General features: G+C 33.1%; 13 protein-coding genes. 4 read left to right on the top strand and 9 right to left on the bottom strand.

Going from position 1 to position 13,682, the window contains the following annotated elements; all coding sequences use genetic code 11:
- Window positions 1-278 precede the first annotated feature (278 nt).
- From ACFWM3_RS04435 to ACFWM3_RS04465, 7 genes are all read right to left on the bottom strand, one after another.
- Window positions 279-1,625 carry a GntP family permease gene (locus ACFWM3_RS04435; RefSeq protein WP_056470543.1) on the bottom strand — a complete coding sequence of 449 codons (1,347 nt, stop codon included), beginning with the start codon at window positions 1,623-1,625 and terminating at the stop codon, window positions 279-281.
- 19 nt (window positions 1,626-1,644) lie between these two features.
- Window positions 1,645-3,189 (bottom strand): gluconokinase, encoded by a 1,545-nt coding sequence (gntK, locus tag ACFWM3_RS04440; RefSeq protein WP_390310450.1) that lies wholly within the window; start codon window positions 3,187-3,189, stop codon window positions 1,645-1,647.
- Window positions 3,189-3,914: a GntR family transcriptional regulator gene (locus ACFWM3_RS04445; RefSeq protein ID WP_390310452.1), complete on the bottom strand. Its 726-nt coding sequence runs from the start codon at window positions 3,912-3,914 to the stop codon at window positions 3,189-3,191. Before ACFWM3_RS04445 ends, gntK begins: the two co-directional genes overlap by 1 nt.
- A 407-nt stretch (window positions 3,915-4,321) precedes the next feature.
- The gene (locus tag ACFWM3_RS04450) at window positions 4,322-5,029 is read right to left on the bottom strand and encodes an ABC transporter permease (RefSeq protein ID WP_390310454.1); all 708 of its coding nucleotides are present in this window, start codon (window positions 5,027-5,029) and stop codon (window positions 4,322-4,324) included.
- A complete protein-coding gene (locus ACFWM3_RS04455; RefSeq protein ID WP_390310455.1) occupies window positions 5,022-5,759 on the bottom strand; it encodes an ABC transporter ATP-binding protein in 738 nt (245 codons plus the stop codon). The genes ACFWM3_RS04450 and ACFWM3_RS04455 overlap by 8 nt, the downstream gene beginning before the upstream one ends.
- A 75-nt stretch (window positions 5,760-5,834) precedes the next feature.
- On the bottom strand, window positions 5,835-6,479 hold the full coding sequence (locus tag ACFWM3_RS04460; RefSeq protein ID WP_390310457.1) for a TetR/AcrR family transcriptional regulator: 645 nt from the start codon (window positions 6,477-6,479) through the stop codon (window positions 5,835-5,837).
- Between the two features lie 351 nt (window positions 6,480-6,830).
- A complete protein-coding gene (locus ACFWM3_RS04465; RefSeq protein WP_390310458.1) occupies window positions 6,831-8,543 on the bottom strand; it encodes a S53 family peptidase in 1,713 nt (570 codons plus the stop codon).
- 672 nt (window positions 8,544-9,215) lie between these two features.
- Between ACFWM3_RS04465 and ACFWM3_RS04470 the strand changes: the two genes are divergently transcribed.
- Window positions 9,216-9,470 carry a hypothetical protein gene (locus tag ACFWM3_RS04470; protein ID WP_056470561.1) on the top strand — a complete coding sequence of 85 codons (255 nt, stop codon included), beginning with the start codon at window positions 9,216-9,218 and terminating at the stop codon, window positions 9,468-9,470.
- 76 nt (window positions 9,471-9,546) lie between these two features.
- Here ACFWM3_RS04470 and ACFWM3_RS04475 read toward each other — a convergent pair whose 3' ends face one another.
- Window positions 9,547-12,294 carry a dynamin family protein gene (locus tag ACFWM3_RS04475; protein ID WP_390310460.1) on the bottom strand — a complete coding sequence of 916 codons (2,748 nt, stop codon included), beginning with the start codon at window positions 12,292-12,294 and terminating at the stop codon, window positions 9,547-9,549.
- Window positions 12,295-12,497: 203 nt separating this feature from the next.
- On the opposite strand from ACFWM3_RS04475, the gene ACFWM3_RS04480 reads away from it, so the two are divergent.
- Window positions 12,498-12,965: a hypothetical protein gene (locus tag ACFWM3_RS04480; RefSeq protein WP_056470567.1), complete on the top strand. Its 468-nt coding sequence runs from the start codon at window positions 12,498-12,500 to the stop codon at window positions 12,963-12,965.
- 58 nt (window positions 12,966-13,023) lie between these two features.
- Here the strand turns inward: ACFWM3_RS04480 and ACFWM3_RS04485 are convergent, their stop codons facing one another.
- Window positions 13,024-13,167 (bottom strand): imidazoleglycerol-phosphate dehydratase, encoded by a 144-nt coding sequence (locus tag ACFWM3_RS04485; RefSeq protein ID WP_156339662.1) that lies wholly within the window; start codon window positions 13,165-13,167, stop codon window positions 13,024-13,026.
- A 102-nt stretch (window positions 13,168-13,269) separates the two neighbouring features.
- On the opposite strand from ACFWM3_RS04485, the gene ACFWM3_RS04490 reads away from it, so the two are divergent.
- On the top strand, window positions 13,270-13,404 hold the full coding sequence (locus ACFWM3_RS04490) for a hypothetical protein (RefSeq protein WP_255294764.1): 135 nt from the start codon (window positions 13,270-13,272) through the stop codon (window positions 13,402-13,404).
- A gap of 89 nt (window positions 13,405-13,493) precedes the next feature.
- Complete coding sequence (locus tag ACFWM3_RS04495; RefSeq protein WP_056470570.1) at window positions 13,494-13,676, top strand: hypothetical protein; 183 nt, start codon at window positions 13,494-13,496, stop codon at window positions 13,674-13,676.
- Window positions 13,677-13,682 lie beyond the last annotated feature (6 nt).

The following is a 13,682-nucleotide window of genomic DNA, read 5'->3' on the forward strand; positions in this document are numbered from 1 at the left end:
CAATATGAACTAAGACTTAAACATATAATCTTGTAGAACTATAACTTTCTATTAGTAATAGGTTATTATTACCCAATAGATTACCTAGTTGAAATTGTCATGTTCTTCCAAGAAGGTCGGTTGGTTCTCGAAAACTGGCAAAACGATAATTAAATAAAGAGCAGTAATCCACTTCTATAATACATGAGGATTCTAAGTATTATAGTGAGGATACTGCCCTTTATGATTAATTAACCAACAGTGGGTGAAAAGTAAGACACCCCCGCTGGTTTTTTCCATTATACGAATAAACTTAGTAAAAGAATGAAGACCAATCCGCAAACGGAAATAATAGATTCTAATAATGTCCAAGTTAAGAAAGTTTCTTTCATACTTAACCCAAAATATTCTTTAAACATCCAGAAACCTGCGTCATTAACGTGTGATGCGATTAAACTACCAGCTCCAGTTGCTAGAACGACTAAAGCTAAGTTAGCGTCAGAATGACCTAACATTGGAATAACTAAACCAGAAGTGGTTAAAGCTGCAACAGTAGCAGAACCTAGGGAAATTCGTAGGATCGCTGCAATAATCCAAGCAAGTAATATCGGTGACATTGAAGTTCCTTTGAATAACTCAGCTACATAATCACCAACACCGCCATCAATTAACACTTGTTTGAAGGCACCGCCTCCTCCGATGATTAAGAGCATCATTCCAATATGTGTAATTGCAGTTGTACAAGAATTCATAACTTCTTTAATTGGTATTTTTCTAGCTAATCCCATTGTATAAATCGCAACTAATAATGAAATCACCATTGCAGTACCAGCATTACCAATAAAGCGGATCGCTACAAGTAGGCTATTATCAGCAAATCCAATTGTTTTTTGTAGTAAATTAACAATTGTTGCAAATGACATTAAAATAACAGGAAGTAAAGCTGTAAATACACTGATTCCAAAACCAGGAGTTTCTTCAAGGTTAAATGTTTTTTGTTCACCTAAAGATGCAATATTACCCGTTTTTGTGAAGGATTCAGGTACTAGTTTTTTAGCAAGCTTTGTAAATAAAGGACCTGCGATAAAAACAGTTGGTAAAGCAATAATAAATCCGTAAAGTAATACTTCTCCAATATTTGCATGGTATTCACCAGCGATTACAGTCGGACCTGGATGCGGTGGTAAGAAACCATGTGTAACAGATAAAGCAGCCGCCATTGGAATACCTAAATATAAAATAGAAACTTTTAATTGTTTTGATATAGCAAATACAATCGGGATCAATAATACTAATCCTACTTCGAAGAATAAAGCGACACCGATAATGAATGAAGCAGCAACTACTGCCCATTGAATGTTCTTTTCACCGAATTTGTTTACAAGAGTCATCGCAATACGTTGAGCGCCACCAGAATCTGCGATCAATTTACCAAGCATTGCACCAAGTCCGAAGATTAATGCTAAATGACCAAGTGTTCCGCCTAATCCAGCTTCAATGGTTGTGCCAATATTATCTGGTTTCATTCCAAGTGCTAAAGCAACTCCAAATGAAACAATAATTAATGAAAGGAAAGTATTTAATTTAAACTTCATGATTAAAACAAGTAATGCTACTATTCCGATTGCTACTATAACTAGTGGCATGGAAATCCCCCCCGAAATTCTATTTATTTTTGTTAATTAATCCTCTTTGATAATTAGCAATCCGTTTATAATCTTTTTCTAACACTCTCGATAAGCTAATAAAGATTGGCAATAATTCTCGATATTCTTTTACTGCATCTTCATTAGGAGTATGTTTGTGCGTATTACCGACCATTTCAGATACTACTTCAAAGGATTCTATTTTTCCTGTTGCATAAAGACCTAAAATACAAGCACCAAGACAAGAACTTTCATAGCTTTCTGGTACAACTACATCTAAATCAAAAATATCGGACATCATCTGACGCCATACATTTGATCTTGCAAACCCACCAGTTGCTTGGATTTTGGATACTGGTCCATCCATACATTCAATTAAAGCTAAAAATACTGTGTATAAGTTGTATATAACGCCTTCAAGTGCAGAGCGAATCATATGCTCCTTCTTATGTGCCATCGTTAAGCCGAAGAAGGATCCTCGAACATCAGGGTTCCATAATGGTGCACGTTCACCTGCTAAATAAGGATGGAATAACAAGCCATCTGCCCCAGGTTTTACCCCTTCGGCAATCTTTGTTAAAACTTCATATGGATCAATACCTAATCTTTTTGCAGTTTCAACCTCCGAAGCCGCAAATTCATCACGAATCCAGCGAAAAATCATACCGCCATTGTTCACTGGTCCACCGATGACCCAATGTTTTTCCGTTAATGCGTAACAAAATATTCGTCCTTTTTCATCAGTTTGTGGTTTGTCAATAATGGTTCTAATTGCACCACTTGTCCCGATTGTTACTGCAATTTCTCCTTTTCGAATGGCATTCACACCAAGATTGGAAAGTACTCCATCACTTGCACCAATTACAAAAGGAGTTTTTGGATCAATTCCCATTTGTCTAGCTAAATCAAGATTACAGTTTGTAAAAATCTCCGTAGTAGGTACTAGTCTAGATAGTTGATCAGTTGTAATCCCTGCAATTTGTAAAGCTTCCTCATCCCAATCTAATGCTTTAAGATTCATCATACCCATGGCTGAAGCAAGTGAATGATCGACAACATATTGGTCAAAGAATTTTTTAAATATATATTCTTTAATTCCAATATATTTTTTCGCTTTTTGAGCGATTTCTGGTCGTTCATTTACAATCCATGTAATCTTACTTAAAGGAGACATTGGATGAATAGGAGTTCCTGTTCGTTTATATATTTCGTGACCATTTAATTCATCTTTAATTTTATGAGTCCAAGCCTCACTTCGATTATCTGCCCATGTAATACAAGGCGTTAATGGTTGATCATTTTCATCCATGACAATTAAACTATGCATTGCACTACTAAAAGAAATAAATAATATCTCTTTTTGAGGATGTTGTTTCATTATTTTAGATATTGCTTGTACTAAAGCTGTAAAGATCTCTTCTGGGTCTTGTTCAGCTGTAGAAATATCAGGTGTATAGAGTGGGTATCCGATATTCTCTTGTTGGATGACTTCACCTGTTTCAGTAAATAAAACGGCTTTTGTGCTTGTGGTACCGATGTCTAACCCTAACATATAGTTTGTCATTATTCTTGTTCTACTCCTTTTGAAAACATTTGTTGAGATCTCCAAAGATCTTCTACTTTTCCTTGAACATCATCAAAGTTTTGATGTAAAGATTGAATCATAAGATCTCTATTCTTCGTACTAATTGCATCAATATATAATTGGTGATTTTCGACTATTCGTTCAAAGTCTTCGTAATTTTCCTTAAACCGTACTCTCATTGATAAAAGTATAAACGCTTCCATTACTGGTTTAGCATTATTCCAGATCATCAAAATGTATGAATGATCAATCGCTCGAATAATCGTTTCATGGAATAATACATCTTGAAATGAAAATTCATCGGCATCTTGATATTTAATTGCAATTTTCATCATTTCAAGAATTTTACTCAGTTCCAGAACCAATTCTTTCGTGTCCAATTTTACCAACCGTTCAAATACAAATGTTTCGATCAGTAATCGCACATCATATATTTCTTCTATTTCTTTATCAGTTAATCCAATAACAACAGCACCCATTCTTTCTAAACGAATCAGATTTTCAGATGCTAGTGTTTTTAATGCCTCTCTAATAGGAGAACGACTTACATTAAAATCGGTAGCCAATTTATTTTCTGATAACTTGGTACCGCTTTCAATTAGTCCAGAAATTATCTGCATCCTTAATTCATATGTTACACGATCACCAGCTGAAGCTTTTGAAAGCCATTTTTCCGGATAAAGATATTGCTTTAATTCTGACATTAGTTCACCTTCATTTCCATACGAGTATACTTGTATACAAGTATTATAAAAACATAATTAAAAAAATGCAAGCGCTTTTACTTCAAATCACTCTACTTTGTAATAGATTTTGAATAACATGAACAATTTATTACAACAAGTTTGTTTAATACTTCGCTCCCCTAATAAAAAATTTCTAGTAATTTTTTGGGACTAATCACAAGATAGGATTCCTATAACATCAAAATATTTATAACCCAAAAGCGTATCTAGTCCTTTTAAAGGTAAAAATAAAAAAGAACATGAAAATAGAAACCTCATGTTCTTTTTATAATATTTTTATTATTTTTCGTACCAGTAGGAACATTTGATTCATTTACTAGTAATAAGTTTATAAAAAACTGTAAAAGCAGTCGGTCGCTAAATTCTTACACCTCCATTGTGTTGATTCTATTTGAGATTATGTTCATGACGAAAACACATAGCAATACAAGTATTATTGTAAAAATTATGATTGGACGATCTGAAGATATAAAGCCTGCCACTATGTTACTAAGCAATGAGCAAAGCAAGACTGAGGATATAATCGTAGTTGTTATAGACTTCTTTATAAAGCCGATTGCCATGGAAATGATACCAACACTTACTGCAGAAATAGACATATAAAATGTGAGTTTAAGTCCCCTTTTTATTAGTTCAAAAGTTATGTTTCCTTCAACCAATTGATGAATAGATTCACTAATACTGAAAATTATGTATATACATATACTCGTTACGATCATTGCAGTTGCTACAAAAAGTGAAACGAATGTGATCTTCGCAAAAAAAACTTTGCTTCTACTATTTGGATATGAGAAGAGTAGTATTGTCCGTTTACCTGAATATTCTTCAATTACAATTTTTGAAAACATTGCAGATGATAACAAGCTAAAGGCAAACATACATACTGTACTAAATAATGGAATGATTCTTTCATATCCTGCAAACATTTTCATGTCCGGGTCTGTTGGTTCAATCTTTGGCGCAAAAGCGAATAGATAGATTATTCCTAACATACAGATTCCAATGATAAAGGCAGAATAAATATAGGAACGAATATTTACTTTTTTTAATTCAAGTTTCATTAAATTAAACATTTTGTTTCATCCCTCCTTTGACAATATTAACAAAATATTCTTCTAATCCATCAGCTATTTCATTTTTGTTAGTAGACAACTCTATTTCTTTAATAACACTTCCATCTGCGATAATTCCTACCACATCTGAGATCTGTTCAATTTCACTTAATATATGGCTAGAAACAATGATTGTTATACCATATTCTTTTACAAGATATAGAAAAAGCTCCCTAATTTCACGTATCCCAACCGGATCTAGCCCATTGATTGGTTCATCTAAAATTAAAAGTTTTGGGCGATGGATAATAGCTCTTGCTATCCCTAATCGCTGACGCATACCTAAAGAAAATTGAGAAACAGGTTGATTACCTATTTCATTTAACCCAACTATTTCTAATGTTTTTTTTATATCAATATCTTGAATCCCCATATAGGAAAGATGAATTTCTAAATTTTCTGTGGCGGATAAATGTTCATAGAAAATTGGAGTCTCTATAATGCTTCCTACGTTCCTTAATATGTATTTTTTATTCTCGTGAATATCCTTACCAAAAATTTTAATGTGTCCGGCAGTTGGGTGAAGTAACCCTATAAGCATTTTTAAAATTGTAGTTTTTCCAGCTCCATTTACACCCAATAGTCCGTAAACTCTTCCTTTTGGAACGGCCATATTACAATATCTAATAACCTCTTTTTTATTAAAGGTCTTTACTAGCCTCGAAATTTTTACAGCGTATTCATAATCCATATCTATATCTCCCCTTTTTACATACATATATATGTATGTATTTATATAAAAGTAAACTGCCAAATGGCAGTCACCTTAGATATTTATTAACGTTTTATGAACCATTACAAGGGTATCAATTATTTGGTCATCAATTACTGGAAGTCCAATACTATTAAATAAAGCTTGTAAGTGTTTTGCTTTTAATAGATATTCTTCAGTGTCTACTGAAAAGATAATAGGACTTAACCATATATTGGTCAACAACATAAAAGTTTCAGCTGTCTGCTTAGGATATTGGACAGAAATAGACCCATCTATCACCCCTTCTTCGATGAAGGCAAGAATATCAGGAGCCCCCGAATTGACACACTCAATTAATTGCTTGGCAATCATTTTAGGATTGTTTAGGATCTTTGGTATCGTTTTAATGGCTTCTAATTGACCAATATTTTCAAATGACAATAAAAATGCCATTCTCAACTTTTCCAGTCCATTTAAACCAGTAATATTTTTAGCTTCTATAAATGGGTCGTTTTCAGTTGCAAGACGATTGAGAACAGCTTCGATGATATCCTCTTTTGATTTAAAATGATGGTAAAATGCCCCTCGAGTTAAATCACCAATTTCATCTACAATATCCTGAATAGTAGTTTGTTCCCATCCCTTTTCTAAAAATAACTTAGTTGCTGTATCCAAAATTTTTTTTTCTGTTATTTCTGGATATTTATTTCTAGGCAAAATGATATTCTCCTTACATACATTTATATGTATGTATAATACATTTTTTGTATGTAATTGTAAAGTATTACCAAAATCAAATTTAATCGTCCAATTACTCCAATTGCATAGTAACAACGTCATACATAAAACATTATTCAGACATTAGCAAATCTAATTTTTCTTATGCAACCAAATATATGTATGATTTATTTGAAGTTAGTAGCTTATATTTTCATAGATTGATTTTCATTTAGTATTCTCTAGTTCGTTTTTTTTTTACAGAAAAAGGTTGAATTTAAAATCACTCTTAATTTCTCTCATTAACAAAAAAGACAGCCTCCAATATTTGGAGACTGTCGTTTTACTACTTTAAAACCCATTTATATCGCGAATTAAATTATACGCATCTGGTGTCCCAATACCTGAAGCCATATCATAGCCAGATGTAGCCGGATAGTACAAGTTTGTTCCAGACGTAACATCATGATAAGCTGCATATTTTTGAGTTGTATTAAAAACTTGGTAAAGAGTTGGATTTGCTTGACCAAGGTTTCCCTTACCATTTGCTGATGCAAATTGATTATTGAGTGCAGCGATTCCAGCCCATAATGGTGCGGCAGCTGATGTTCCACCGACTACATGCCATGCTCCTCCAGTATAGATTGAATATCCGGTGTTAGGGTCGGCAGCTGCTGATACATCAGGAACCTCCCTTTTACCATTCGAATAACTGTTTTGGACTCCAGGACCTGACTGGAATGACGGCATAGCATAAACTTTAGATAATCCTCCTCCGTCACCTGATTTGTTTGTTTTGTTACTCCAAACGGATTCTGAACTGTAAGAAGTACCGCTTAAATTCAGGTGAGTTCCACCAACACCAGTCACATACGGGTCATTTGCAGGACTATCGACTTCTAAAGTTCTACCTCCTGAATCGTAGGCACCATTGTCTCCAGAGGCAGCAAAAATACTTTGTCCTTGGGCTGCAAATTGTTGGAATATGGTATGTAAGCTATTCATAGTCGCACTTGCTTCATGCTGCTCACCGATCCCCCAGCTAACAGAAATTGATTTTGCCTTATTATCAGAGGCAATTTTTTGATAAGTATCAATTAAGCCTTGGGCGCTATTTGGCCCTTCGTATACAACCACCTGTGCTTTTGGCGCAATTGCATTGATTACCTCAATATCAAGTTCAACTTCGATTGCACCTTGACCGGCAGCACCACTATAACCATCAATATATACATTTGTTGGTGCAGGGCTTCCTAGGCCATAGTAATTGTTATAGGTACTAATGTTCGTTGCTTTATATCCGTCCAACTCCATGACTGCTACAGTTTGGCCAGTTCCAGTATATCCAGCAGTTGACAGTGGGTTGATATCGTAAGCACCTTTTAATTCAGCCGGTGTATAACCGCCAGCTGGACCACTCCCCACTTTCGGTGTCACTGCTTTATTCTGCCCTGAGACTTGCATAGATGAACTACTAATTTTCGAATGTGTATAATGTGCTTCATTATTCAGACCTTCAACATTCGTAATCACCCCAGAAAATTCAGCGGGAATGGAAGGAGCTTGATCATTGGCATAATAGGTTTGGCCATTTGAATCTTTATAGTTATTTATGGTTACACCAAAAGTATCCTCCATTTGACCAATGGTGCCACTGACGGTAATAAAGGCGTTATTGGAAGAAACATTTTCTACTTTAAAGCCTTGACTTGTCAAATAGCTTTTAACTTTAGCAACAGTTGTATCAGTTGGGCCATATTGATTTTTAAATTCGTCGGGAGTTAAGTATTTCTTGTAGTTGTTTGAGTCAGGGTTTTTTAAGCTGGCAATATAATTATCCAGTTGATCGTTGTTTCTTAGCTGAAGGGCAATAGTTATCGAAGCTTTGGAGTTGCGGTTTTTGTGACCAATGGAAGTGCCATGATTTGCAGCGGTTGGAGTTGCCTGAATAAGTTGTACATGTTTGGAAGCTGCGGCAAAAGTTGGGCCTCCTGGGAAATACAACGATAATGTTAACAATGAAGCAACAGTCGGTACTATTAATTTTCGGTTTCTTTTTTTCATCCTTACACCTCTCCTTAGTTCCTAAATAAGATTTTACCAACAATCTAGAAATCAAAAGACGCTCCTGAGGCTACCCGACTACCAAGATTTTAAATTTTCCAGTCATTTCTTTTGGCGATCGGCTTTGGGTTATGTATCACCTTCTTTCAATACTACAACTTTCCATTTAGCATATATTTTGCTATGTAAATGCTTATGATTTGAGTTTGACGTAAAAATTAGAATCTCCTGCATTATACATTTTTTTTAATTGAATTCTAAAGAATCTTAAAGAATCTTAAAGTAACTAAACTCCCAGATCGTTGAAGAACAAAGAAGAGTTATTTTAGCAACTCTTTTAAACTTTTCTTATCAATTTGTTTTTTATCTCCTCAGCCTCTATCCTAAATTCTCGGAGATACTTTCTTCAAAAAGCGTATTGTTGTTTCTCAAACTTTTGCATTTTTACATACTCATGAATTCTTCTAACCCAAATTTTCCACTTTATTTCTCACACATGAATTTCATTATGAGTAAGAAATATTTTTCGAATAATCCTAAATAGTTTTAAGTTACCATTCTTTAGAATAGAATTAATTTAAAGATAGCCTCATCTGTTTTTTCGTACTGTTCTCCCAATATGTTTCATTAGTTCGTTTTGAAGAAACTAAACGATAGAAGGTGATCTATTTTATGAGTCATTTCTTATTAAGTAGACTTGGCAACTGGAAAATACAAATTCATTGCCATCCTGGTATTAGAACAGTTGGGAATGAGCGGGAAGTGCTTTTACTCGATGAAGAACATGAAAAAATTGCACATTTTTCAATTGATACGAAAGGAGCCTTTTTAATACTCCAAATCCCATGGGGTGGTTATGTAAAAATTAAAGAAGGTTACCAAACAATCGTTGTACATATTCCGTTTGAAGAAGAAACAGAAGAATAGTTGAATGTAAGCTTTATAAATAATTGCATAAATCAATAAGAAAAAAGAGTGTGCCATTTAGCACACTCTTTTCCTATTATTTACGTAATGTTAAAAATTCTAATTGTCTTAATCTTACTGTGAAGAATGTGATCGGATCAAAGTAAATACTTGGATTTGATTTCATATCTTCTATTGTTTGATTATAGTTAGCAATTGCTACTCTTGTTTCATCAACTAGTTCATGGATTTGCTCAAATGGAGCATGTAAGAACATTGATAAATCTCTTGGTAAAGTTTTTTCAAACATTTCAAATTGTAGGAAAAACTTCGTTGATAATTCTGATGTTACATCATCATAGTTAACATTATCAACATACTTTTGATATTGAGCAACAAGCTTTGATTTATTTTGTGGCAGTAAACCTAATAAGATTCCTGAGCTCTTTAAGATGAATTGAGATGGTGAAGAATTTAATAAAATATTCATGTCATCTAACTGAGTCATACTAGTCATGCGATCAGCATCACGGCGCCAGTCATCTAATACTTTAAAATCACACTCGAGATTTAAATATTCATTTCCAATGTATTCATTTAAAGAATCACTCATTTCAGTTAAATAGCTTTGAGTACCTTCTAATAAAATACCTGATTCTTTAATCCAGTTTTGAAGAGCTTCATTTAGTTTTGGTAAAGTATTCTCTCTTACATACTCACCAATTCGAAGATTCATCTCTTCGTTTATCGTTTCAAGAATTGTACCAAAATCACTATCTTCTTTGATTAACTCTTTACATTCTTTTAGTAGACCAGGAATACTTAGCTTCAGGTCATATTTTAATTCGTCTTTTAATTCACGATACGAGCTTTTAATTGTATTTAAATGCTCCATTTCTTTATCTTTTAAAGAATGTAATAGACCATTTAATTTGTCATCAAGAACTTCATTCCATTCAACATTAGCACGTAGTTCGTTTTCTTTCTCAACTCGTTTTTCTAATAGGAAATTAATTAATTTGCGAATAGCTAATAATAATTTCTCTGTTTGTTTAGAATTAGCATCAGTTGATAGAACATTATTCTCTATAAATAATTCTAAATCTTTAAATTGATCTTGATTACTATAAATTGAAGAATATGGTAATACTTTAGCGCTAGGGAAATCTACACGAACTTTCGCTTGGATTTCAGCACGAACTCGATCAATTTCTTCTTTACTATAAATTGAATCCATCTTATTTAAAATAAAGTGAATCGGTAGAGTTGGTAATTCCTTTTGAATTTTAACTAGTAAAGAGCGTTCGTTTTCTGTATATGGTGCAGTAGCATTTAAAACATAAACAAGACGATCTGCAAGTTTTACAGATTGTAATAATGCTTTTGTATTAACCTGGTTTCCATCAATTCCAGGAGTATCAATGATTGATAAGCGGTGCTTTTCTAAAAATGAATTTGGTAATTTATAGTATACTAATTCATCACCTTTTAGCAGATTATTTTCAACTGTTGTTAAATCATAAAAATCTGCAAATTCAGGAAGCTTTGTATTTCCTTCCTTCGAAAATACGATAATATTTGATTCATTATCTTGTTCAAATAATACTGGCATTGAAGTAGAAGAACCCATCATTTTCTCACCTAAAAGTGAGTTAACAAATGAAGATTTACCGTTACCAGATGTACCTGCAACAAGCATTGTTGTATTTTCAAATTGAGTTATTTTACTTGTCCACCATTCAAAACGGTCACCAACTTCTATTTCATTTAAAACAGACCATTGTAAGATGTTTTCAAATAATTCTTTGCCAATTTCAAAGCAATCAGGCGTATTCATTAACTGTTCAAATGCTCTTTCTGCATCAGCAACAATTTGATAATCGATACGGCCTGGGAATAAACGATCCCATGCAAGTGTTGCAGTTGTTGCTAAAACTGCACCCCTAATATCCGTAATACGTAACCAATTTGTTAAGAAGCTTGGCATCATTTCTTCAAGCTGAGCTACAAAATAGTCACCTTCAACTAATTCTTCGTAAGTCATTGAATAGATCGATGGCAAACGATTCCACTTCACACCTGTCTCAACGTTAATTTGGAATAACATATCATTGAATGTTTGTAACCAATTTACATAAACTGATTGTTCTCTGTAACTATTCCAAAGTGCTTCAACCATTAATTCAAAGTGCTCAAGATCAACTTTAGCCAATGAAAGTAACGGTTGCACAAAATAACTTGGTGCCATTTCTTTTGTTACACCATTTATAATGTATTCTCTTAATACAACAAACCATTTTAAATCTTCTGTACGAATTGATTCATCTGAAGCTAGAGCTACAGCACTATTCCAATCGTGATGTTTTTCATAAAAATTACGTGCAATTCTTGTTACATTTGGATAATCAGGATTATATTTAACTGCTTCTTTAATAATACGGTCTGCTTCCTCGTATTTCGAAACATCGATATAAAGTGAGAATAAATTTAAGAATATTTCAGATGTTAAAGTACTACTATCTGTTTTAACTTCTTTATATAGCTTTTCTGCTGTTTCAAATGCACCAATTTCATAATGAGAATCAGCAATGTTTTTCTTTGCCCAATCACTTAACTGATTTCCGACTTTTTCCCATTTGAAAACTGCAGATTCAAAATCTTTATTCTCAAAATAAACTTCACCTTGTGCAAATCGGATAGATGAAAGATCCATATCATCATTTTGTTCGTTGTAAAGGTCAGCTAAAACTGCAATCGGATGGATATTGTTTTCATTTTCATTTAAATACGATTTATAAAATTGTTTTTTTATAAATTCTTGTTTCACTTTCTCTTTAACTGTCATGTAATCACCTACTATGTATAATAAAATCAAATTAAGTCCAAAAATATGCCAAAAGGAATATGTTAAATTTATACAGCATTATTATTTTACCAAATTAGAGTAACCGAAATTGTGACAATTCTATGTCATTTTCAAAAGATTTTTGTTATATTTGTTACGTTACATACAAAACATAGGTAAAAGAATATTTATTTGGAGGCATTATGCTAACTTACGAAGAAAAACTAACAATCATTGAATCATTTCCAGAATTAACTAAAAAGCCAGTCTCACTTGGGCGTACAAATTTTCAATATGAAGAAAGTTTAAAAGAAAAAATGAATGTTGTTTATCATTTACATCCTAATGGGAACGGCTTTGTATACGCTGAAGGTATTAAGGGATACAAAACAAACGAAAAAGGTATGGTAAATATAAGAGAATTTACTGAAGACGAACTTCGCACAATCCTAACTAAGTCAATCGAAAGCCTATCAATCGAGCCGATTTTTGAAGAAGAAGATGAAGAAGTAGAAGAAATCTGGGTTAATGCTAACGGACAAATTCTTAAACTTGTTTCAGAAATGGACATGTGGAATGTTTACGCAGGAGAAAATCTTGATGGTACATTCAATAGCTACGGTGAAGCTTGTGAATATTTAGATGAAGAAGGTTTTGATGTTCAAGACTGAGAATAATTAGAATAAATTAGAGCTTGGGGAAATCCAAGCTCTTTTTTATTTGGTTATATTAGTGTAATTCCGTTTGTGATTTACTGCCTTTTTTAGAGCGATAGACGTTCCCTTTTGTGTTGTCACCACTAGATGGTGCTTGTCCATGAAGTTCTGGTGCATTTTGGTTTTTGCTTCCTTTACTGCCATTTTTACTAGTCATACTTCTTCCTCCTCATAACATTAATCATGAATAGATTCCCATTTTAAATAAGAGATTATTCAAGGAATTTAAGCACATAATAATAAAAAAGGAGGGTTAAACATGGCAAAAGGACATACAAACAAAGGTCCACAGAAAAGTTCTGTAGATCAATTTGGACATTCAGAGGAATCTGCATATTCGAAGAGTAAAAAAATGGAAGAGTTTCATAAGAAAAATACAGAAAAAGAAAGTTAATAGAACTTTTAATTCTTTTAAATGTACTTGCTAATTTTCCTTCAACAAGTCATTATAAAAGTATGATAAAATTGGAGGAAATTAAATTTATGAGCGAAAATAACAATGAACCAAAAAAAGTTAGTCTTCAGGAACTTATGAAACAAAAGTTGGCTAGCAAAAAACAGCAAAATTCTAATCAAAATAATGGAGTAAATGCTGTTAAAGATATGACGAAAAAGAATCAAATTTCTAAAAAGCCGAACAATCAACGCAAACGTATGGGTGTGTAGTTAGAA

This window comes from Gottfriedia sp. NPDC058432, assembly GCF_042721555.1.
GTDB lineage: Bacteria > Bacillota > Bacilli > Bacillales > Bacillaceae_G > Gottfriedia.

Excerpts from the sequence above, each read along its gene's own strand:
- ACFWM3_RS04465 (WP_390310458.1), bottom strand. The coding sequence starts at position 8,543 with ATGAAAAAAAGAAACCGAAAATTAATAGTACCGACTGTTGCTTCATTG.
- ACFWM3_RS04435 (WP_056470543.1), bottom strand. The coding sequence starts at position 1,625 with ATGCCACTAGTTATAGTAGCAATCGGAATAGTAGCATTACTTGTTTTA.
- ACFWM3_RS04445 (WP_390310452.1), bottom strand. The coding sequence starts at position 3,914 with ATGTCAGAATTAAAGCAATATCTTTATCCGGAAAAATGGCTTTCAAAA.
- ACFWM3_RS04495 (WP_056470570.1), top strand. The coding sequence starts at position 13,494 with ATGAGCGAAAATAACAATGAACCAAAAAAAGTTAGTCTTCAGGAACTT.
- ACFWM3_RS04485 (WP_156339662.1), bottom strand. The coding sequence starts at position 13,167 with ATGACTAGTAAAAATGGCAGTAAAGGAAGCAAAAACCAAAATGCACCA.
- gntK (WP_390310450.1), bottom strand. The coding sequence starts at position 3,189 with ATGACAAACTATATGTTAGGGTTAGACATCGGTACCACAAGCACAAAA.
- ACFWM3_RS04450 (WP_390310454.1), bottom strand. The coding sequence starts at position 5,029 with ATGTTTAATTTAATGAAACTTGAATTAAAAAAAGTAAATATTCGTTCC.
- ACFWM3_RS04490 (WP_255294764.1), top strand. The coding sequence starts at position 13,270 with ATGGCAAAAGGACATACAAACAAAGGTCCACAGAAAAGTTCTGTAGAT.
- ACFWM3_RS04480 (WP_056470567.1), top strand. The coding sequence starts at position 12,498 with ATGCTAACTTACGAAGAAAAACTAACAATCATTGAATCATTTCCAGAA.
- ACFWM3_RS04455 (WP_390310455.1), bottom strand. The coding sequence starts at position 5,759 with ATGGATTATGAATACGCTGTAAAAATTTCGAGGCTAGTAAAGACCTTT.
- ACFWM3_RS04470 (WP_056470561.1), top strand. The coding sequence starts at position 9,216 with ATGAGTCATTTCTTATTAAGTAGACTTGGCAACTGGAAAATACAAATT.
- ACFWM3_RS04475 (WP_390310460.1), bottom strand. The coding sequence starts at position 12,294 with ATGACAGTTAAAGAGAAAGTGAAACAAGAATTTATAAAAAAACAATTT.